Raw genomic sequence first — 20338 nt, forward strand, 5'->3', positions numbered from 1 at the left:
CAGGGCGCTTTGCTCCCCCGCAAAAGGGGCGCTTCGCTCATGTGCGAAGGCGGCGTGATTCCTACAGTCATCCCCAGGCCGAACGCTTCTGCCCATACCGGGCAAGCAGGCAGTTCAGGCCGGTCACGACAACCGGGGAACACACATGCAACCGCTCGCACTGCCGCCGAGACTCTTCATGAACCTGCTGCGGGAAGACGCAGGCACGTCGTTCATGGAATTCGCACTGATCGGCGCGCTCGTGGTGGTCGTGTGCCTGCTCCTGTGGCTCGCCATCCGGCGCAGCGCCTGAACCCGCGGAGCCCACCATGCAGGAATTCAACGCCGTCCTCGAACTGCTGGCGATGCTGGTTACCGACGTTCGCATGCTCGTGCTCTTCGCGCTGCTCGGCGTGGCCGCCGTCAGCGACTGGCGCTTCTACCGCATCCCCAACTGGCTGACCTTCGGCGGCGCGCTCTTCGCGCTCATTGCCGGAACGCTTGCGGCCCGCACGCCCACCGTGGGCGCCCTGAGCGCATTCGGCGGACTGGCCGTCGGCTTCGGCGCGATGCTGACGTTCTACGTGATCGGGATCATGGGCGCCGGCGACGTCAAGCTGATGGCGATGGCAGGAGCCTTCCTCGGGCCCCAGCAGACGCTGATGGCCGTGCTCTGCACCTTCATCGTCGGTGGTGTGGTGGCCCTGGCCTTCGCGATCCATCGGCGCCGCCTCGGGCACATGCTGGCCAACGTCAAGGCCGCGGCACAGGGCATGGCGGTCTCCAGCATCGTGGGAATTCGTCCCACAGGGCACATTCCGGCGGCGCAGTCCGTCGGAAAACTGCCCTACGGAATCTGCATTGCGGCGGGCACGGTGATCAACGTGCTTGCGCACCAGTTGGGCTACGTCTAGCCCTTTCATTCATTCACTGATTTCTCATCCAACGCGAGGTTCACATGAAGAACATCAAGGCGCTCGGGCTGATCTTTCTGGCCTTGCTCACAGGGCTGGCCGCCGCGGTCTATGCGACCGGGTGGATATCGCGGCAAGGCGGGATCGCCTCCAACAAGGTGGTCGTGGCCGCCGTCGACATCGAACTGGGCAGCCGCGTCAACGCGCAGATGCTCTCCACGGTCGACTGGCCCAGCGGCTCTGTGCCGAGCGGCACGTTCAGCGACATCAAGGCGCTGAACGACCGCGTGGTGAAGGTCGGCGTGCTGCGCGGCGAGGCGATCATGGAAGGCAAGCTGGCGCCGGTGGGCACCCAGGGCGGGCTGTCGGCGGTGATCGCCAGCGGCAAGCGGGCCATGACGGTGCGCGTCAACGACGTGGTCGGCGTCGCCGGCTTCGCATTGCCGGGCAATTACGTCGACGTGATGGTCAACGCCCAGCAGGACAAGGGCAAGAGCGAGCAGACCAGCCAGATCAGCAAGACCGTGCTGGAGAAGGTGCTGGTGCTGGCGGTTGCACAGGAGGCCAATCGCGACGACACCAAGCCGAAGGTGGTGAGCGCCGTGACGCTGGAGCTCTCGCTCGAGGATTCCGAAAAGCTCGACCTGGCACGCAGCGTGGGAACCCTGTCGCTCGTGCTGCGCAACCAGATGGACAAGACCACCGTCGCAACGGGCGGCATCACCAAGGGCCAGTTGTTCGGCGAGAAGGAAATCCTGCCGATCGCCACCACGGTGGCAGCGACGCCGCCGGCCCGGCCGCATGTGGCGCGCACCGGCCCCGTCACGTTGCCGGCATCCCAGTGCGTGGAAGTGATCCAGAACGCCGTTCGCTCTCTCGCCTGCTTCTGATTCAAACCTTCAGGAGGAACACCAAGTGCAATATCTCTCTCCCACCCCCGCCTGGTTGCTGGCGGCACTCACGATGATGGCGGCCCCCGCCATCTCCGCCGAACTCGCGATGCCTGCGGCCGCCGCAGGCGCCACAGCCGCCGTCGCGGCACCGGCAGCAGCCTCGGCTGCGGCCGCGCCCACCACCCGGCGCTGTACCGCCATCATCCCGGACGACCAGCCTACCCAGGCGGTGCTCGGCAAGTCGGTGGTCATTCCGCTGAAGGCCCGCGTCGTTCGCATCGTGGTCAGCGGGCAGCCCCCGAGCCGGGCACCGGCCGCCGCCGCCGCGCCAACGGCCATGGCGCAGCCCGCGCCGGCCATGGCTGCGAATGCCGGCGACGGCGTTGCCGATGTCGACGTCACGCTGCTGAGCCCGACCGACCTGTTCTTCCGCGGCCGCCAGGCCGGCTCGATGAACGTCGTGCTGCAGAGCGCGGACGGCACCTGCTACATCAAGGACGTATTCGTCACCATCGATCCGGGAGCGCTGCAGTCCAAGCTGGCCGAGTTGATGCCGGAAGAAAGCCGCATCCGCGTGCGTAGCGCGGAGAGATCCATCGTGCTCACCGGCGAGATCAGCGATGCGCTCAAGCTCGACGACGTGATGAGCCTTGCGTCGGCCTATGGCGCCGACGGCAAGAAGGTTGTGAACCTGCTGCGCGTTACTGCGCCGCAGCAGGTCATGCTCGAAGTGAAGATCGCCGAGATCAGCAAGACCCTGCTGGACAGGCTGGGCGCGCGCGTCGGCTTGAACCGCTCCGGCAACGGTGGCCTCAACAGCTATTCGCTGATCTCCAATTTCCTGAGCGGCGGTGGCGGCCTGATCGAGGCGCTGAGAATCGGCCGCACGTCGATCGGCATCGACGGCCAGAAGGACGACGGCCTGGTGCGCATCCTGGCGGAGCCCAACATCATGGCCATCAGCGGCCAGCAGGCCAGCTTCCTGTCGGGCGGCAAGATCTTCATTCCGGTGGCGCAGAGTTCCGCTAGCGGCAGCGGCACCAACATCACGCTGGAAGAAAAGGAGTTCGGCATTGGGGTCAAGTTCACCCCGACCGTGCTCAACGGCGGCCGCGTCAACCTCAAGATGGTTTCCGAGGTGTCGGACCTGTCGCAGACCGGTTCGCCTTTCACCACCATCGGCGGCGTGACTGCCGTGCTGCCTTCGCTGACGGTGCGCCGTGCCGACACCACCGTGCAGCTCAACGACGGGCAGAGCTTCGTGATCGCAGGGCTCATCAAGAGCAACGTCACGGAGTCCATCAAGCGCTACCCCGGATTGGGCGAAGTGCCGGTAATGGGAGCGTTGTTCCGCAGCACCGAGTTCCAGAACGACCAGACCGAGTTGATGTTCGTGATCACGCCCCGCATGGTCCGGCCGCTGGTCGAGTCGCCCCGCCTGCCAACCGACAACCACGTCGTTCCCAGCCGTGCGGAGGTCTACCTGAACGGCAGCCTCGAAAGCGCCACCCCGGCACCGGACGCACCGGCCCCCAATATTCAGTGAGGAGCAACACCATGTTCATCAAGTCGACCACTCTCGCGCTGACGCTGCTCCTGGGCACCGGATGCTCCCACGTCACACCCAACTACGACGCGCGCTTTGGCGATGCGGTGCGCGACGCGAAAAGGAGGATGACGATCAATCCGGATGCAGGCAGGGACGGCAATCCGGTGGTGGGCATGGACGGCCGCTCGGCGAGGGAGTCGATGGTGCAGTACCACGAGTCGTACAAGGCGCCGCCGCCTGCGGTCAATGTCATCAACATCGGTGGCGGCATTGGTGGCTCGGGGAAGTGACAGGCTGCCTTTCGCGGATTTGTTCCACAGAGTCTTTACATGGAAAGGAGAGCACCACGAATCGCAATGAAATTTCTTCCCTACCACGTCATTTTTCAAACCTGATTTCCAACTGTTCAAACCTTGAAAGGAAAGAACCATGAAGAATTTTCTCAAGGCCATCGGCCAATCGACACGCGGTTTCATGCTCGAGGAAGAGGGCGCGCAGGTCGTCGAGTACGCGCTGATCATCGCGGTCGTCTCCATTGCGCTGGTCATTGCATTGAGGGCACTCACCACAGGGGCCACCTTCACGAACTTCATCTCTCGCGTCAACGTGTGCCTGAACGGGCCGGGGCCCTGCGTGTAAGTGGCGTTCGGGGAGGGGAGCGGGGTCCGGGCCTCCGGCCCGCTTCGTTCCCCTCGTTCATCCGCTTCCACCCGACTCTTTTTCCACAACGAATCGAGGTCATCACCATGTTCAAGAAATTCCTGAAAGACGAAAGCGGTGCTCAGGTCGTGGAGTACGCGCTGATCATCGCAGTCGTTTCCATCGCACTGGTTGTTGCGCTGCAGTTGCTCGCCAGCGGGGCGCCCTTTACGAACTTTATCAGTCGCCTGAACGTGTGCCTGAACGGGCCGGGCCCCTGCGTCTAAGTAGCGTTCGGGGAGGGGAGCGGGTGGGCCCTCCGGCCCGCTTCGCTCCACCCCTTCATCCGCTTTCTCGTAGCGTTTTCTCTACAACGAGCCGAGGTCATCACCCAGCAGGAAGACCGATCATGAAAACCATCCACACCCATCGCCGCCAGCGTGGCGCGATGATCGTCACTGCCGCGCTGCTCATGTTGTTCATGCTGGGCTTCATGGGCATTGCATTGGACTTCGGCCACCTGTTCGTCGTCAGGACCGAACTGCAGACCGCCGTGGACAGTTGCGCCCTGGGCGCAGCGCGCGAGCTCGACAAGCAGGGCACGGCAATTGCGCGCGCCCAGAGCGCCGGCCAGACGGCCGGCAACGCGAACCGGGTCAACATGCAGTCGGCCACCTGGAGCGGGCAGGGCCAGCTCGTCTTCGCCGATATCACCTTCCGCGATGCGGCCTTTGCCCCTACGACCAATCCCCTGGTCGCCACATACGCACAGTGCGTCCACACTCAGCCCAACATCGTCATCTGGCTCATGAAGGCCATGGGTGCCTTCTCCGGAAATGCCGCCGCCTATCCCGCGACGGGCAGTGTCGCGGCCAGCGCGGTCGCAACCCGTGCCAGTGCGCAGACCACCTGCCCGATTCCCGTCGCACTCAAACCGAAGGCCGGAGGCGTTGCACCGAACTACGGGCTCAACGTAGGCGACTGGGTGAAGTTGATCCAGGCACAGAACGCATCTGCCGGCGGCGAGATCGGCTGGGCCAACCTCGACGGTAGCAACAGCGCCTCGGAAACCGAATCCGAGCTCAGCAATCATTGCGGCACCAAGGTGGGCGACACGCTCGGCACCCCCGGCGTGCAGACCTCGGTGGCCGATGTCTGGAACCAGCGCTTTGGCATCTACAAGAACAGCGGCGATCCGAGTGTGGGGCGGCCCGACTACACCGGCTACGCCTACACCGCGCTCAATTGGCCCGCGCAGTCCAATGCCTATGGCGACTTCGTTGCCAAGCGCGCTGCCTTCGCATCCTGCGCCGCAACCGGCAAAGTCAAGGACTGCGAAACGATCACCGGGCTCTCGCTCAACAGCTTCCAGAAGCTGGCCGCAGCTGGCAACGTCGCCGGAGGCCACAAGCAATACGGTCTGGATCGGCGCATCGTCACGGTGCCGGTGATCGATGGCAGCAACCACGTGGTCGACTACGCCTGCATGCTGATGCTGCAGCCACTACAGATCCCGATGAGCGACACATGGCTGGAGTTCCGCGGAAACGCGGGTGCTGCCAGCAGCCCCTGCACCACCAGCGGGCTGGCCGGCGGAGCGGCAGGCCCGCTGGTTCCGGTCCTGGTGAGATGAGGTGAGCATCATGAAAAAGTCCCATCGCAACCAGCACGGCGCGGCGCTGATCGAGCTGGCGCTGATCATGCCGCTGCTGCTGCTGCTGACCTTCATCACCACCGAGTTCGGCCGCGCAATGTACGAATACAACGCGGTCGTCAAATCGACCCGCGACGCGGTGCGCTACCTGTCGGTACAGACGCAAGGCACGCACGTTACCGAGGCGCGCAACCTGATCGTGTACGGCAACACCGGCGGTACCGGTTCGCCGCTGGCGCGCGGGCTGAGCCTGTCGAACGTGCCGGCCAGCAGCTGCTGCACCTGGCAGTCGGCGGGGGCGAACCCAATCATCACCACGGTCACGGTGCGCGTCAGCAGCTACTCCTTCCGTTCGCTGTTTCCTTCGGTGATGGGCGTCGCCCTCGCCGATGCGAACGGCAACATCGTCTTCAGCGACATCACCGCCACCATGAGGGCTCCATCATGAGACGCCATGTCAACGGCGCGACCACCGTCGAATTCGCCCTGGGCCTGCTCATCTTCCTCATGCTCGTTCTGGGCATCGTGGATTTCTCTCGCATGTTGTTCACCTGGAACGCGGCCCAGGAGGCAACGCGCGCGGGCGCTCGGTATGCGGTGGTGTGCGACGACACGGGCCAGCAGGCACTCGTGCTCGCCCGCATGAAGGCGCTGCTGCCGCAGATCAACACCGTGTCGGTGGCATGGGCCCCGTCGGGTTGCACGGCATCGACCTGCGAGGGCGTCACCGTGAGCATCACCGGGCTGAACTATCAATGGATCTCTCCCATCGTGGGGGCCGCGGCGCCGCTGATCCCGATGCCGGCGTTCTCCACCTACCTGCCGCGCGAGGTCATGCGCAAGGACCCGAACAGCGTAGCCATCTGCTCCTAGCAACTTACTGGACACGAACATGAAGATCGCCATCATCTCCCCCAATCCGAACCATCTCCAGGACATGCGCAAGGTTCTCGAGGCGCGCTCCCATCAGGTGTCGCTGTTCGAAGGCGGCAAGAGCCGCATGCAGGGGGTCGTCGAAAAGGCGGCTCCGGACCTTCTGCTGGTCGACGGCATGTGCTGCGACCTTCAGGAGCTGGCGCTGGTGGAGAAGCTCACACTGCAGTACCCGGCGATCGCGGTGGTGCTGCTGTGCGCCATGCAGACCCCAGAGTTCCTGATCCATGCGATGCGCGCGGGGGTGCGCGAAGTGCTGCCGTCGCCCTCCGACACCGCCGCGCTCGAGGCCGCCGTCGAGCGCATCGCGCTCAAGATGGCCAGCACGCAGGCACGCAGCCCCGGCCAGGTGGTGGCATTCATGCCCTGCAAGGGCGGCAGCGGATCGACCTTTCTCGCGACCAACATCGCCTACCAACTCTCGCGGGAGCGCTCGGTACTGCTGATCGACCTGAACCTGCAGTTCGGCGACGCGCTGTCGTACGTGAGCGACATGCGCCCGAGTTCCACGATGGCGGACGTCGCGCGCGACATCGGCCGCCTCGACGCCTCTTTGCTCGCGGCCAGCGTGGTGCGCGTGGCGCCGGGCTTCAGCATCCTGCCGGCACCCGACGACCTCTCGCGAGCGATGGACGTCAAGGCCGAGCACGTCGATGCGATCCTGCAGGTCGCACTGACGATGTACGACTTCGTTCTGTTCGACCTCGGCCCGCGCATCGACACGCTCGCAATCCGCGTGCTGGACCGCGCGGACCGCATCTTTCCGGTGCTGCAGCCGAGCCTGCCGCACATCCGCAACGTGACGCGCCTGATGCAGGTGTTCAAGTCGCTCGGCTATGCGCCCGGCAAGGTCGAATTGCTCGTGAACCGCAGCGCCGGGGGCGGGGAGATCGGGCTGTCGGACATGCGCCGCTCGCTGGTCGGGGCAACGCTCACGATCGTTCCGGATGGCGGCAAGGAGGTGGATGCGTCCATCAACCAGGGCGTGCCGCTGGTGGAGATGTCGCGCGGCAGCGCGCTCGCCAAGCGGCTCGCTGAAATCGCTCACACGCTCAGCCCGCGGCAGGAGGCGGCGCCCGGCTTCATCGGGCGGCTCTTCCGCCGCGCCTGAGTTCCGATTCATTCTTCAACAGCAAGGCAGGTTCCCATGTCATTCAGAGAACAGCTCAATGCGGTCGAGACCGACCCCGGGCAGGCGGCGCATGCCGCCGACCTGACCGCCTCGCCCTTTGCATCGGACGCCTACAAGCTGCTGAAGGAGCGCATGCACCTGAAGCTGCTCGACCGCTTCGACCTCGCGGCGCTCGAAACCCTGAAGCCCGACGTGCTGCGCCAGGAAATCTCGACCATGGTCGCACGGCTGCTGCAGGAGGAGCCCGAGGCGCTCAACGACATCGAGCGCCGCACGCTGATCCGCGACATCCAGCACGAGATGCTCGGCTTCGGACCGATCGAACTGCTGATGGCCGACCCGTCGGTCTCGGACATCCTGGTCAATTCGCACGAGAAGGTTTATGTCGAACGGCGGGGCCGGCTGGAGCTGACCAACGTGAGCTTCACCGACGAGAAGCACCTGCTGCGCATCATCGACAAGATCGTCTCGCTGGTGGGGCGGCGCATCGACGAGTCGAGCCCCATGGTCGATGCGCGGCTGCCCGACGGTTCGCGCGTCAACGCGGTTATTGCGCCGGTGGCGCTCGACGGGCCGATGATGTCGATCCGGCGCTTCGCGAAGATTCCGCTGCGCATGGAGAACCTCGTGAACGAGCTCAAGACGCTGACGCCGCCGATGGCGCAGATGCTCGAGGGGCTGTCCCAGGCGAAGGTCAACATGCTCATCTCCGGCGGCACGGGCGCGGGCAAGACCACGCTGCTGAACATTCTCTCGGGGTTCATTCCGCCGACCGAACGCATCATCACCATCGAGGATGCCGCGGAGCTCCAGCTGCAGCAGCCGCACGTGGCGCGCATGGAGACGCGGCCGATGAACATCGAGGGCAAGGGCGAGATCACGCAGCGCGCGCTGGTGCGCAACGCGCTGCGCATGCGGCCCGACCGCATCGTGATCGGCGAGGTGCGCGGCGCAGAAGCAGTCGACATGCTGCAGGCGATGAACACCGGCCACGAAGGCTCGCTGACCACCATCCACGCCAACACGCCGCGCGACGCGCTGGCGCGGCTGGAGAACATGATCGGCATGGCGAACCTGAACCTGCCGCACCGCACCGTGCGCCAGCAGATCGCCTCGGCCATCACGGTGGTCGTTCAGGTTCTGCGGCTGGTCGACGGACGGCGCAAGGTCACCAGCATCCAGGAGATCACCGGCATGGAGGGCGAGGTGGTCACCATGCAGGAGATATTTACCTTCCAGCAGACCGGCATGGGCCCCGACGGCCACGTGCGCGGCCATTTCCAGGCTACGGGCGTCAGGCCGAAGTTCGCGGAGCGGCTGCATGCCTACGGCGTCGATCTGCCCGACACCATGTTCGAGCCGGGCAAGCACTACGAATAAGGAGACGGTCATGTTCAACAACCTGGGCGGCAATGCGCTCATCACCGTCACCGTGCTGGTCTTCGTGACCGTGCTGATGATGATCGAGGGCCTGTACCTGTTGTGGCGCGCCTACAAGGGGCCCGAGGCGCGCAAGATCGAGAAGCGGCTGCAGGCGTTTTCCGCGGCAATCGACCGCACGTCGCAGGCCCACCTGGCCAAGGAGCGCATGCTCAGCGAGGTGCCGTGGATGCAGCGCATGTTGCTGACGTTGCCGCGGGCGCACCGGCTGGACCGCTTCATCCTGCAGGCGGGGCTGGACTGGACGGTCTCCAGCTTCCTGCTGGCGTGCGGCGTGCTCGGCGTGCTCGTGTTCTTCGCGACGATGTGGATGGCTCGCCAGTCAGCGCTGCTGGCGCTCGTCGCCGGTATCGGCGCGGCGATGCTTCCGGCGATCTACCTGCAGCGCCAACGCAACCGCAGGCTGACCCGCATGGAGAAGCAGCTTCCTGAAGCGCTGGACCTGGTGACGCGCGCCTTGCGCGCCGGGCACTCGTTCGCGAGCGGCGTGCAGATGATCGGCGATGAAATGGCCGACCCGATCGCCAGCGAGTTCCGCATGGTTGCCGACGAGGTCAACTTCGGCGTCTCGCTGCAGCAGGCGCTGACCAATCTCAGCGAGCGAGTGCCGCTCACCGACCTGCGCTACTTCGTGGTGGCGGTTTTGATACAGCGCGACTCCGGCGGCAACCTGACGGAGGTGCTGAGCAACCTGAGCCGCCTCATCCGCGACCGGCTCAAGCTGCTCGCGCGGGTGCGGGTGCTGTCGTCCGAAGGGCGCCTGTCGGCCTGGATCCTGGGCCTCATGCCCTTCGCCCTGGGCGGGCTCATGAACATGTTCAACCCCGAATTCATGGCACCGCTGTGGACGGACCCGATCGGGCAGACGGTCGTCAAGTACATGCTGGCACTGATGCTCGTGGGCATCGTGATCCTGCGCAAGATCGTGAAGATTCGCGTCTGAAGGAGAAGAGCCATGACCATGCTGTTTCCCATCCTCGTCTTCCTCGCCGTGTCGCTGGCCATCGTCGGCCTGGCGGCCTGGTTGTCTCCAACGCGCACCGAGCAGCGCCTGCAGGCGATGGCGCCGTCGGCCGGCAAGTCGGCCTGGACCGAAACCGCCGTTCGGCTCGTCGGTCCCTTCGCACAGTTGTCATCGCCCACCGGCGATGCCGCCTTGTCACCGCTGCGCGTGCGATTCCTGAACGCCGGCATCCGCTACCCGGACGCCTATCTCGTCTACTTCGGCATGAAGACGCTGCTGCCGCTGGGCTTTGCCGCGCTCGCGTTCCTGGGAATGCGGACGGCGGGTGCGGCGGACGACACGGTGATGATGCTGTGGCTCGCGGTGGCGGCGCTGACCGGCTGCTACCTGCCCAACCTGGTGCTGCGCCTGCTCATCCGCGCGCGCCGCCGCGAGATATTCGAGAACTTTCCCGATGCCGCCGACCTGATGCTCGTGTGCGTCGAGGCCGGGCTAGGCCTGGACGCCGGCCTGACCAAGGTTACGGAGGAAATCCAGGTCAAGAGCGCGGCCCTTGCACAGGAACTGCACTGGACCAACCTCGAAATGCGCGCCGGCAGCACGCGCGAGAAGTCGCTGCGCAACCTGGCGCTGCGCACAGGCGTGGAGGAGATTGGCACCTTCGCGACCATGCTGGCCCAGTCGGACCGCTTCGGCACCAGCATCGGTGAGTCGCTGCGCGTGTTCTCCGAGGACCTGCGCCACAAGCGGCAGGTGCGCGCGGAAGAACTGGCGGCCAAGGTGCCGACCAAGATGCTGGTCCCGCTGGTGCTGTGCATTTTCCCCTGCATCTCGATGGTCATCCTCACGCCAGCGGTCATCCGCATCATCCGGATGATCGGGCCGATGTTGAGCGGGTCTTGAGTGCCGGGGGGCAACCCGGCGCGGCGGCGGCTCAGTGCGCGACAGCCGCCGCGTCGAGCTGATGCTTCACCGCGTGGATGTACAGCTCGAGGCGGTTCGTCACGCCGAGCTTCTGGTAGATCGAGGTGAGATGGTTGCGCAGCGTGTGCTCGGTGACGAAGAGCTTTGAGGCCAGCGCCTTGTTCGAGGCGCCGCTGCCCGCCACGACGATGCGGATGATCTCGCGCTCCTTCTGGGTCAGGCTGGCCAGCCTGGCGGCTTCGGGGTCGGCCTTCGGCGGCTTCTTCGCCGAGGTCAGCTCGGAGAAGACGCGGCCCATGGTCTGCGGATCGACGCAAAGCTCGCCGTTGTAGACGCGTTCGATGGTCTCGAGCACTTGCTGTGCCGAAGCGTCCTTGCGCATGACGCCGCGCGCGCCGTGCAGCACGGCAAGGTCGAGCGTGCGCTGTTCGCGCTCTGCGGTGAGCACGAAGACGCGCGACACCTCGTTCGACAGGAGTTTGGGCAGGATGTCGATGGCGCAATGGCCGTCGAGGTCCAGGTCGAGCACGACGACGTCGGGCGCGAGGCTTGCCGCCGTTGCCACGGCGTCTTCGCAGCTGCTGGCGGTGCCGACCACCTTCATGCGCGGTTGTTCCCCGTCGATCAGCCTTGACAGACCCCACAGCATCGTCTGGTGGTCGTCAACGAGCAGAACGCCGATGGAATGGGCAGCTGGTTGCATGACTTGCTCCTGGTCTTGTCTTTTTTCAGATGGGAATTTCCACCACCACCGCGGTGCCGCCGCTGATGCACTGGCGAACCTGCGCCCGCCCGCCGAGGGCGGTGGCGCGTTCGGTGATGGAACGGGGGCGGAATTTCGTGAAACCCTCTTCGCAGGCTTCGTTCTCGATGCGCAGGTGCAGCCGCCCGTTCTTGCAGCCGAGGCGGATGCTGCCGTGGTGCGCGTGGGTGTGCTTGCAGATGTTGTTCAGCCCTTCGCCGACCATTTGCAGGACTTCCGCGGTCATGCGGTCGTCCAGCAGGACCTGGCCGTCGACGGCGACGGCGATCTCTATGCCGTACAGCCCCTTGATGCGCGCGGCCTGGCGATGCAGGTGGGGCAGCACCAGCCCGCAGGGGCTGTTCGCGCCGTGCTTGACCGCGCCGGCATAGCGGCGCAGGTCGGCAATCACGCCGTCGGCCACGCTCGCGAGCTTGTCGAGATCCTCGCGCAGCGGGTTGTCGGCGGTGGCCTTCTTGAGCAGTGCGCACAGGCCCATCCGCAGGCCGATGTAGGGCTGCACGGCCGTGTCGTGCAGGTCCAGCGCGATCTTCAGGCGCTCCGCCGAGGCGGCTTCGGAGGCCATCCGGTCGAGCACCTCGATGGTCTCGATGACCGGGAAGATCTGCTCCATGAGGTGTGACAGGAACAGCGCGTCGGATTTGTTGAACAGCCCGTCGACGGACGACACGAAGACCCGGCCCTCGCCGAGCCGCATCGGCAACGGGGCGCTGATGAAGCCGCGGGCCTCCAGCATGGCGGCCACGGCGGCGCAGCGCTGCGTGCCTTCCTCGTCCTCGACGCGCCAGCCGTTCGCGCCGGCTTCGAAGGCATGGCTTTGTGGCCACAGGCGGCTCAGGGGCCAGGGCAGGCGGTTGCTGACCACGGTGAGGTCCGGCGCCAGCGCCATGAGCGGCGATTCGGCGATGCGGCCGATCGTCTCGACGCTGACGTGTTCGCAGGCGTCGTTCTTGCGCAGCGTGCGCAGGATCCAGTCGCCGGTGGAGGTGTCGCGCGTCAGGAGGATGCAGTGGCTCGCCCGGAAGAAGGCCAGCGTCTTTTCCATCGTGCGGGCGATGGTGCGGCCCGCGCCGAACCGCGGGTTGGACAGCTGGCTGACATCGCCCAGGAGCGCGAGGCGCCGCTGCAAGGCCAGCTTGGAGCCGCCCCAGTGCACGATCATGTGCCCCAGGGCCAGCAGGAACGTCGCGCGCATCAGCAACTGCGGCGTGTCGTCGCCCGTGCCGGTGGCGAGGCCGCAGGCGGCAAAAGAGGCGACCGATGCAATCGTTACGCGGGCGCCTTCCTCGAAGCCCCAGCGGAACGAAGACGTCAGGATCGCGAAGAAATAGAACAGGAAGAAAAGGCTCTGGACGCCATCGGTCACGGAGACGATCAGCGTAAACCACAGCACGTCGGACCAATGAATGGCCTTGCCCTGGAAATACGGGCGGCCCATGCGGGTGCACCCGTACACCAGCAGGCTGTGCAGGATGTAACCGGAAAAGGCCAGCCAGACGGCGCCGGAAACATGCTGCCGGTGGTCACCCGCGTCTACGGCGACAGCCAGCAGCGCCGCAAAAGACAGCACGAGGCGCATGCGGGCCACCATGAGCGCATCCGCGGCGACGCTCGCGTCGACCTCGGGGGCTGTGGGGCGGGTAGGCATGGGGAGAGGAAAGCGATGTGTGTGAAGGTTTCACATTACTACTTTCGTAGTCGAAGACAATATAAATTGATACCTTTAGCTACAACGTAACGTTTGTTACGTTGAGTTGCAATTTCGAATCTGGAAAGGTTTTCCGGCCACTGTCGAGGGAGCCCCTCCACCGATCGGCAAGAACACGCGCTGGTTGCAGGTACCCCTCCCATGCAAAACAGCCAAGCCATTGTCGAGCGCGCGGATTCAGGTCCGCCGCGCGACCAGCGCTGTCTGCCCCAAGGGAGTCACCCGCAGGATGACCGCCTGCCTGAACTTCTGCTGGGTCTGCCGGGCGCGGCAGGGCGGGGGTAGCGTGGCTTCCACCATGCCAGCTGCATTCAGCACGGCCACCGAGTTGATTTCGGCCGGATCGTCGGTGCGCAATGGGAAGTCCGAGTTTCCGATCTTGCGCAGGTAATCGAGCGGCATGAGAGGCCACTTCGGACTGTCGGCCGGTGCAGCGCGGCTGGAGCGAAGGCCGGCGATCTCCGCGTGCCCTTCGTCCGTGATGGTGAACACCACGGCACTCTCGTACTTCTGGTAGCCGAGGTCATCCAGATGGAATTCGGCTTCGACAAGTCCGGTCGCCAGCAGAACCGCGGCGTGCCTGATGTCCGGCTCGGCCGTGAGCGTCACCGGAAATCTCTCGTGAAGAAGCCGAAGGAGGAGGGTGAGCGGCATACATGCTCCTATCTGCACCTGGTGTGCATATCGAGACGTCGAAGCACCTCGGTTGCGCCGTCTCCCGGGAGGCCCGTCAGGGCGCGTGACGGTGCCGTCGGCTGAGAGCCGCGGAGGCATGGATGCCGGTCGTCACGACGTGGGAGGGCCATTGGCGCCTTAAATGTGATTTTTTCACTTTAATTATTTTGTTGTACTCCTTCCGCCCGGCCTTGTCGATAGCGGGCGAGCCCACGGCAGTTAATCGGGAAGAGTGCGCCCGGCTATTGCGGGCGTCCGGCGCCTCAGGGCGTGAACGTCACTCGCTGTGCGATCAGCACACCGTTGACCACGCGGTCTCCTACGACGGTCACGCGCTGGCCGTTGGCCAGGTTCGAGGCGGTGCCGTTCTCGAAGACGGTGCCGGATCCGCTGGCATCCACGGGCTGGCCTCGAACCCTGAAATCGGCGGGCGAGTTGTACGTGCCGATGGCGCCGATCAGCGTGAACGAGGCCGGACCACCGGTGCCCGGGATGTTGCGGATGCGCAGCTTCTTCACCACGAGCACGCCGACGGACATGAAGCCATCGACCTCGACCTTCACGCCATTGCCGAGCGAGCCCACGGGCCCACCCGTGATCAGCGCGTTGGTCGCATCGACCGGCGTGCCCAGAACCTTGAACGAGCCGCGCGATGCGAAGTTGGTGATGACGCCCGCCAGCTGGACAGCGATGCCATTGCTCACCGGGATGGCATACCAGCCCTCCACCTTCGTGGCCACGAGCAGGTTCGCGAACGGCGCGGTGGCGCCCCGGACGCGCACGATGGTCCCGTTGGCGAGCGACGATGCATCCAGGCCAGCAAAGGCAGCCGCGCTGAAGTCGACCGTCAGTTGGCCGAGCGTGAAGGTCTTGCGCGTGCTGTCGAGGTTCTCCACGGTGCCCGTGACCAGGGGGGCGGTCAGGGTTGGAGTGACCTGGATGCGCGTGGCGCGCAGGGTACCCGGCGCACTGGGCAGGCCCCACACCTGCACGATGCTGCCCGCGGTGACGTCGGACAGCCCGCTCGCGTCGGCCCAGACGGTGGCCGTGTCGATGCTCACGGTGGTGCCCATCACGACGAAGCTGCCGCCCAGGATGTCGATGCCCGAGGCCGCACCGCGCAGTTCCGCGGCCGACACGACCTGGGTGGCGACGCCGCTGGTGAAGTCCGCGTCGACCTTGCCGGCGACGCGCGCGCTGATGCCGATCTGCAGTTCGGTGGCGTCCTCGATGGTGATGGCGGCGCTGTCGGTGTCGTAGCGCAACCCGTTGAGGATGATGCTGCCCAGGCCGTCCGCCGCGCCGATGCCGGCGGCGTCGGCAGTCACGCCGGTGCCGCCCGACCCCACGCCGGAGCCGTCGGTGCTGCCGTTGCTGGCGGTGCTTGTGTCGCCTGTGCCGCCTGTGCCGCCTGCGTCGCCCGTGGAGCCTGTGCCGGTTCCAGCGGCCGCGTCTCCTGCACCGCCGGCCGGCACCGTGCCGGCCGCACCGCTGCCAACACCCGCCACGGAGCCGCCGCCGCTGCCGTCGCCTCCACCCCCGCCGCAGGACAGCAGCAGGGCCACAAGGCCGGTGAACAAAAGACCGAGCATGAGCCGGCGGGGTGTCTTGATGGTGCTCATGGCTTGGGCTCGCTTTCAGGGGGACGGGGCGGCACGGGCGCACTCTCGTCTTCGTAATAGGTGTAGATGCCGACGCGGATGCGCGCCTTGGCATCGGCGGGGGCGCTGTCGACCGCCCGCGTCATTTCCTGCGCCAGTTCGTGGTGCAGGGTCGCCCAGCGCTCCCGCGCGAGGCGCTGGATCTGCTCGCATTCCTGCAGCGTGAGCCCGCGCGCGTACACCGCGCGCTCGAGCATCCTGGGCTCCTCGCCCAGCGTGTTGGAAACGGCGGCCAGCAGATGGTCGCGGCCGTTGTCACCGAGGAAGGCGAGCATCGACTGGAGGTTTTGCACAGGCACGAAGCCGTCGGTCGTGAGTTCGACCACGCCTTCGTCCTCGGTCACCATGTTCAGGCGCACCAGTTCGTCGAGGATGGTGCGATGGTGCACGTTGCCGCGGCTGCTCATGCGCGCCACTGCCTCGAACGAGGGGACGGCATTGCCGGTGGTGATGGGCAGGCGCCGGAAGGAGTCGTCCTGGGTCAGCATCTGCAGCCACAACGTGAAAGTCTTGGCCGCGGCCGACAACTCGGTGTGGGGCAGGGGGTCGACCGTGGCGCGGACCTTGGCGGTCACCGCCTTGCGGTTCAGGCCGGTCGTGACGGACAACTGGCTCAGATTGGGCTTGGGCACCCCCTGGCTGCGCCAGGTTCGCTGCGCTTCCTCGATCAGCAGGTCGCGCAGCAGTTCCTCGAGGTGGGGGTGCTTGACCCCCATGGCGAGGGCCAGCCGGACCACCGGACGAAGAATGCGAGCGCAGGCTGCAAGGGCCCAGTCCAGCCGGTGTTCCATTGAGGGGAGCGTTTATTCCTGAGGGTGCGGTTCAAAAAGGTGCGGCGGCGCTGGCCGCCGACCACGGATATCACGCTATTGTCCTGCGCAACAGCACCGGTGTGAAAGCTTTGGACCACTTTTAGCCGATCTGGATTCGTTTTACTGAACGGCGGGCCGAAGGCAGAGGGCGGTCAGTCCGCCACAGCGCCCGACTTCTTCACCAGCGCGGCCCAGCGCGGAATTTCCCTGGCCATGTGATCGCGCAGTTCTTCCGGCGTGCTGCCCACGATCTCCATCGCCAACTGGTCCGAGAGCCGGGCCTGCACATCAGGCTGTTTGAGCGCCTTGACGATCTCGGCGTTCAGGCGCTGGACGATCGGCTTGGGCGTGCCCTTGGGCGCGTACACGGCCTGCCACGACGACATCTCGAAGCCGGGAATGCCCGACTCGATCATGGTTGGCAGCTCGGGCGCCAGGGCGATGCGCTTGCCCGTGGTCACGGCCAGCAGCTTGAGCTTGCCGCTCTTCACCAGCGGCAGTGCGGCTGTCACCTGGTCGAACATGAAGGGCACCAGCCCAGCGGCTACGTCGGTCATGGCCGGCGGCGTGCCCTTGTACGGCACGTGGGTGAGCTTCACGCCGATGAGGTCGCCGAACATCTCGCCGGCCAGGTGGGTGGAGGTGCCGGCGCCGGAGGAGGCAAAGGTGCGCTTGCTCTCGTCTTTCTTCAGCAGCGCCACCAGTTCGGCCACCGAGTTCACGCCGAGCTGGCTGTTGACGATCAGCACGTTGGGCAGGCGTGCGACCAGCGAGACGGGCTCGAAGTCCTTCATCGGGTCGTAGGGCAGATTCTTGTACAGGCTCGCGTTGATGGCGTGCGTGCTGATGGTGCCGCCCAGCAGCGTGTAGCCGTCGGGCTTCGCCTTCGCGACGTAGGCCGCGCCGATGCCGCCGGCCTGGCCGGGCTTGTTGTCGACCACCACCGACTGCTTGAGGCTGTCGCCCAGCTTCTGGGCCAGCGTGCGCGCCACGATGTCGGTGGAACCACCGGCGGTGAAGGGTACGACGTAGACGATCGGCTTGGCGGCCGGCCAATCGGAGGCCTGGGCCCAGGTGGCCACGGGGGCAAGCGCAGCCAGGAACAGCGCCGCGGCGCCATGGATGAATCGCATGGTTTTTGTCTCCTCGGGAATGGAAAAAAAGAATGGGCCTCAGCGGCCCCGGGCGCTGCGCCAGGCCGCGAAGTCGGCGCGGCTGCGCTCTTCGGTAGGCGGGTACAGGCCGAGGATGGAACGGCCTTCGAGCACTTGCTCCTGTACGAAGTCTTCGAAGGCGGTCATCTCGGTTGCTTCGGCGGCGATCTCGTCGGCCATGTGGGCGGGAATGACGATCACGCCTTCGGCATCGCCCACGATCACGTCGCCCGGGAACACCGGCGCATCGCCGCAGCCGATGGGCACGTTGATGTCGATGGCCTGGTGCAGCGTGAGATTGGTCGGCGCGCTGGGGCGATGGTGGTAGGCCGGAAAGCCCAGCTTGGCGATGTCGGGGCTGTCGCGGAAGCCCCCGTCGGTCACCACGCCGGCCACGCCGCGCTTCATCAGCCGCGTGACGAGGATGCCGCCGGCCGAGGCGGCGCGCGCGTCCTTTCGGCTGTCGATCACCAGCACGGCGCCCTCGGGGCATTGCTCCACCGCCTGGCGCTGCGGATGGTTGCGGTCGAGGAACACGCTGATCGGGTTCAGGTCTTCGCGTGCGGGCATGTAGCGCAGCGTGAAGGCCTCGCCCACCATGTTGGGCAGGCCGGGATCGAGCGGCCGCACATCCTGGATGAACTGGTTGCGCAGGCCGCGCTTGAACAGGGCGGTGCACAGGGTGGCGGTGCTCACCTTCATGAGCAGTTCGCGGGTGGCGGGATTCACGTGTTGTCTCCGTTCTCGAAAAGAAAAAAAGGGGGAGGGCGGGCGGATCAGAAGATGTCGGGCTCGGGCACGGGCTTGCCGAAGCTGGTTTCGAGGAAGTCGAAGTCGCAGCCCTCGTTGGCCTGCTTGATGTGGCGGCCGAACATCCAGCCGTAGCCACGCTCGTAGCGCGGCGGCGGCGGCGTCCACGCGGCCTTGCGGCGGGCCAGTTCCTCGTCGCCGACGTCGAGGTGGATGCGCCGCGCGGGCACGTCCACGGTGATGCGGTCGCCGGTCTTCACCAGCGCCAGCGGGCCGCCGATGGCCGCTTCGGGCGAGCAGTGCAGCAGGCAGCCGCCGTAGCTGGTGCCGCTCATGCGCGCGTCGGACAGGCGCAGCATGTCTGTCACGCCTTGCTTGAGCAGCTTGGTGGGGATGGGCAGCATGCCCCATTCGGGCATGCCGGCGCCGCGCGGGCCCGCGTTGCGCAGCACCAGGATGTCGTCGGCCGTCACGTCGAGCTCGGGGTCGTCGACCGCTTTCTTGAGCGACGGATAGTCGTCGAACACCAGTGCGCGGCCGGTGTGCTGCAGCAGGTGCGGTGCGCAGGCGCTGGGCTTGATCACCACACCGTCGGGCGCGAGGTTGCCGCGCAGCACGGCCAGCGCGCCTTCGGCATAGATGGGGTTGGCGAGCGGCCGGATGACATCGTCGTTGTAGACCTCGGCGCCTGCGATGTTCTCGCCGAGGGTGCGGCCGTTGACCGTCAGGGCTTCGGTCTTCAGGTGGCCGCGGATGCGTTCCAGCATCGCGGGCAGGCCGCCGGCGTAGAAGAAGTCTTCCATCAGGTAGGCGTCGCCGCTGGGGCGGATGTTGGCGATGACGGGCACGCGGCGGCTGAAGTCGTCGAAGGCGTCCAGGCTCACCGCATGGCCGGCGCGGCGCGACATCGCGATCAGGTGCACGATGGCGTTGGTGCTGCAGCCCATGGCCATCGCGCAGGCGATGCCGTTCTCGAAGCTGGCGCGACTGAGCAGCTTCGCGGGCGTCAGGTCTTCCCACACCATGTCGACGATGCGGCGGCCGCAGTCGGCGCTCATGCGGATGTGGTTGGCGTCGGCCGCTGGAATGCTGGAGGCGCCCGGCAAGGTCAGGCCCACCGCTTCGGCAATGCCCATCATGGTGGCCGCGGTGCCCATGGTCATGCAGGTGCCGTGGCTGCGGGCGATGCCGGCTTCCATCTCCGCCCAGGCCTGGTCGCTCAGCCGCCCGGCGCGGCGCTCGTCCCAGAACTTGAAGGCGTCGGAGCCAGAGCCCAGCACCTTGCCCTTCCAGTTGCCGCGCAGCATGGGGCCGGCCGGCAGGTAGATGAACGGGATGTCCATGCTGATCGCGCCCATCGTGAGGCCGGGCGTGGTCTTGTCGCAGCCGCCCATGAGCACCGCGCCATCCACCGGGTGGCTGCGCAGCAGCTCTTCCGTTTCCATCGCGAGGAAGTTGCGATAGAGCATGGTGGTGGGCTTGACCATGCTTTCCGAGAGCGAGATGGCCGGCAGTTCGAGCGGGAAGCCGCCTGCCTGGAAGATGCCGCGCTTGACATCATCGACGCGCTGCTTGAAGTGCGAGTGGCACTGGTTGGCGTCGCTCCAGGTGTTGACGATGGCGATGAGCGGCTTGCCCATCCAGTCGGCATGGCTGTAGCCCATCTGCAGCACGCGCGAGCGGTGGCCGAAGGAGCGAAAGTCGTCGGGTGCGAACCAGCGTGCGCTGCGCAGGGATTCGTAAGGGCGTTTCATTGGGTTGTCTCTGTGGGCGCGAGGCGCGGCGGGGCAATGT

The 20338-nt window shown here is 66.0% G+C and carries 22 protein-coding genes; 14 read left to right on the plus strand and 8 right to left on the minus strand.

The genetic code is table 11. From position 1 onward, the window contains the following. Nucleotides 1-145: 145 nt before the first annotated feature. The 14 genes from ASC92_RS29105 to ASC92_RS18620 all read left to right on the plus strand — a co-directional run bounded on the left by ASC92_RS29105 (nucleotide 146) and on the right by ASC92_RS18620 (nucleotide 11000). Nucleotides 146-292, plus strand: coding sequence for a hypothetical protein (locus ASC92_RS29105; protein ID WP_200936003.1), 147 nt, complete (start codon nucleotides 146-148; stop codon nucleotides 290-292). Between the two features lie 16 nt (nucleotides 293-308). Further along, complete coding sequence (locus ASC92_RS18560; RefSeq protein ID WP_056518488.1) at nucleotides 309-893, plus strand: prepilin peptidase; 585 nt, start codon at nucleotides 309-311, stop codon at nucleotides 891-893. 44 nt (nucleotides 894-937) lie between these two features. Further along, nucleotides 938-1783 carry a Flp pilus assembly protein CpaB gene (gene cpaB, locus ASC92_RS18565; protein WP_056518489.1) on the plus strand — a complete coding sequence of 282 codons (846 nt, stop codon included), beginning with the start codon at nucleotides 938-940 and terminating at the stop codon, nucleotides 1781-1783. A 73-nt stretch (nucleotides 1784-1856) separates the two neighbouring features. Continuing rightward, nucleotides 1857-3332 carry a type II and III secretion system protein family protein gene (locus ASC92_RS18570; protein WP_414820418.1) on the plus strand — a complete coding sequence of 492 codons (1476 nt, stop codon included), beginning with the start codon at nucleotides 1857-1859 and terminating at the stop codon, nucleotides 3330-3332. 11 nt (nucleotides 3333-3343) lie between these two features. Further along, the gene (locus ASC92_RS18575) at nucleotides 3344-3625 is read left to right on the plus strand and encodes a hypothetical protein (RefSeq protein ID WP_056518491.1); all 282 of its coding nucleotides are present in this window, start codon (nucleotides 3344-3346) and stop codon (nucleotides 3623-3625) included. Between the two features lie 139 nt (nucleotides 3626-3764). Further along, nucleotides 3765-3974, plus strand: a complete 210-nt coding sequence (locus ASC92_RS18580; protein WP_056518492.1) for a Flp family type IVb pilin — start codon at nucleotides 3765-3767, stop codon at nucleotides 3972-3974. Nucleotides 3975-4081: 107 nt separating this feature from the next. Further along, a complete protein-coding gene (locus ASC92_RS18585) occupies nucleotides 4082-4261 on the plus strand; it encodes a Flp family type IVb pilin (RefSeq protein ID WP_056518493.1) in 180 nt (59 codons plus the stop codon). 122 nt (nucleotides 4262-4383) lie between these two features. Further along, nucleotides 4384-5607, plus strand: a complete 1224-nt coding sequence (locus ASC92_RS18590) for a pilus assembly protein TadG-related protein (RefSeq protein WP_056518494.1) — start codon at nucleotides 4384-4386, stop codon at nucleotides 5605-5607. Between the two features lie 10 nt (nucleotides 5608-5617). Then, nucleotides 5618-6076 carry a TadE/TadG family type IV pilus assembly protein gene (locus ASC92_RS18595; protein WP_056519129.1) on the plus strand — a complete coding sequence of 153 codons (459 nt, stop codon included), beginning with the start codon at nucleotides 5618-5620 and terminating at the stop codon, nucleotides 6074-6076. After that, nucleotides 6073-6501, plus strand: a complete 429-nt coding sequence (locus ASC92_RS18600; RefSeq protein ID WP_056518495.1) for a TadE/TadG family type IV pilus assembly protein — start codon at nucleotides 6073-6075, stop codon at nucleotides 6499-6501. The genes ASC92_RS18595 and ASC92_RS18600 overlap by 4 nt, the downstream gene beginning before the upstream one ends. A gap of 19 nt (nucleotides 6502-6520) precedes the next feature. Beyond that, entirely contained in the window at nucleotides 6521-7672 is a 1152-nt protein-coding gene (locus ASC92_RS18605) for an AAA family ATPase (RefSeq protein WP_056518496.1), read from the plus strand. Nucleotides 7673-7708: 36 nt separating this feature from the next. Continuing rightward, nucleotides 7709-9073, plus strand: a complete 1365-nt coding sequence (locus ASC92_RS18610; protein ID WP_056518497.1) for a CpaF family protein — start codon at nucleotides 7709-7711, stop codon at nucleotides 9071-9073. A gap of 10 nt (nucleotides 9074-9083) precedes the next feature. Next, a complete protein-coding gene (locus tag ASC92_RS18615) occupies nucleotides 9084-10076 on the plus strand; it encodes a type II secretion system F family protein (protein WP_056518498.1) in 993 nt (330 codons plus the stop codon). Nucleotides 10077-10088: 12 nt separating this feature from the next. Further along, the gene (locus tag ASC92_RS18620) at nucleotides 10089-11000 is read left to right on the plus strand and encodes a type II secretion system F family protein (RefSeq protein ID WP_056518499.1); all 912 of its coding nucleotides are present in this window, start codon (nucleotides 10089-10091) and stop codon (nucleotides 10998-11000) included. A 31-nt stretch (nucleotides 11001-11031) separates the two neighbouring features. On the opposite strand, the gene ASC92_RS18625 is transcribed toward ASC92_RS18620, so the two are convergent. The 8 genes from ASC92_RS18625 to araD form a co-directional block, all read right to left on the minus strand. Further along, nucleotides 11032-11724 (minus strand): response regulator, encoded by a 693-nt coding sequence (locus tag ASC92_RS18625; RefSeq protein ID WP_056518500.1) that lies wholly within the window; start codon nucleotides 11722-11724, stop codon nucleotides 11032-11034. 25 nt (nucleotides 11725-11749) lie between these two features. After that, entirely contained in the window at nucleotides 11750-13432 is a 1683-nt protein-coding gene (locus tag ASC92_RS18630) for a sensor histidine kinase (RefSeq protein ID WP_056518501.1), read from the minus strand. A 237-nt stretch (nucleotides 13433-13669) separates the two neighbouring features. Further along, nucleotides 13670-14146 carry a hypothetical protein gene (locus ASC92_RS18635; protein ID WP_056518502.1) on the minus strand — a complete coding sequence of 159 codons (477 nt, stop codon included), beginning with the start codon at nucleotides 14144-14146 and terminating at the stop codon, nucleotides 13670-13672. 284 nt (nucleotides 14147-14430) lie between these two features. Next, the gene (locus ASC92_RS18640; RefSeq protein ID WP_056518503.1) at nucleotides 14431-15789 is read right to left on the minus strand and encodes a DUF5666 domain-containing protein; all 1359 of its coding nucleotides are present in this window, start codon (nucleotides 15787-15789) and stop codon (nucleotides 14431-14433) included. After that, entirely contained in the window at nucleotides 15786-16619 is an 834-nt protein-coding gene (locus tag ASC92_RS18645; RefSeq protein ID WP_056518504.1) for a DUF6502 family protein, read from the minus strand. The genes ASC92_RS18640 and ASC92_RS18645 overlap by 4 nt, the downstream gene beginning before the upstream one ends. 173 nt (nucleotides 16620-16792) lie before the next feature. After that, nucleotides 16793-17773: a Bug family tripartite tricarboxylate transporter substrate binding protein gene (locus tag ASC92_RS18650; protein ID WP_056518505.1), complete on the minus strand. Its 981-nt coding sequence runs from the start codon at nucleotides 17771-17773 to the stop codon at nucleotides 16793-16795. 39 nt (nucleotides 17774-17812) lie between these two features. Beyond that, entirely contained in the window at nucleotides 17813-18523 is a 711-nt protein-coding gene (locus ASC92_RS18655; RefSeq protein ID WP_056518506.1) for a ribonuclease activity regulator RraA, read from the minus strand. Nucleotides 18524-18570: 47 nt separating this feature from the next. Then, nucleotides 18571-20298 carry an L-arabinonate dehydratase gene (araD, locus tag ASC92_RS18660; protein WP_056518507.1) on the minus strand — a complete coding sequence of 576 codons (1728 nt, stop codon included), beginning with the start codon at nucleotides 20296-20298 and terminating at the stop codon, nucleotides 18571-18573. Nucleotides 20299-20338: the final 40 nt, after the last annotated feature.

The organism is Variovorax sp. Root411 (genome assembly GCF_001425205.1).
In the GTDB taxonomy this organism is placed as follows: domain Bacteria; phylum Pseudomonadota; class Gammaproteobacteria; order Burkholderiales; family Burkholderiaceae_C; genus Variovorax.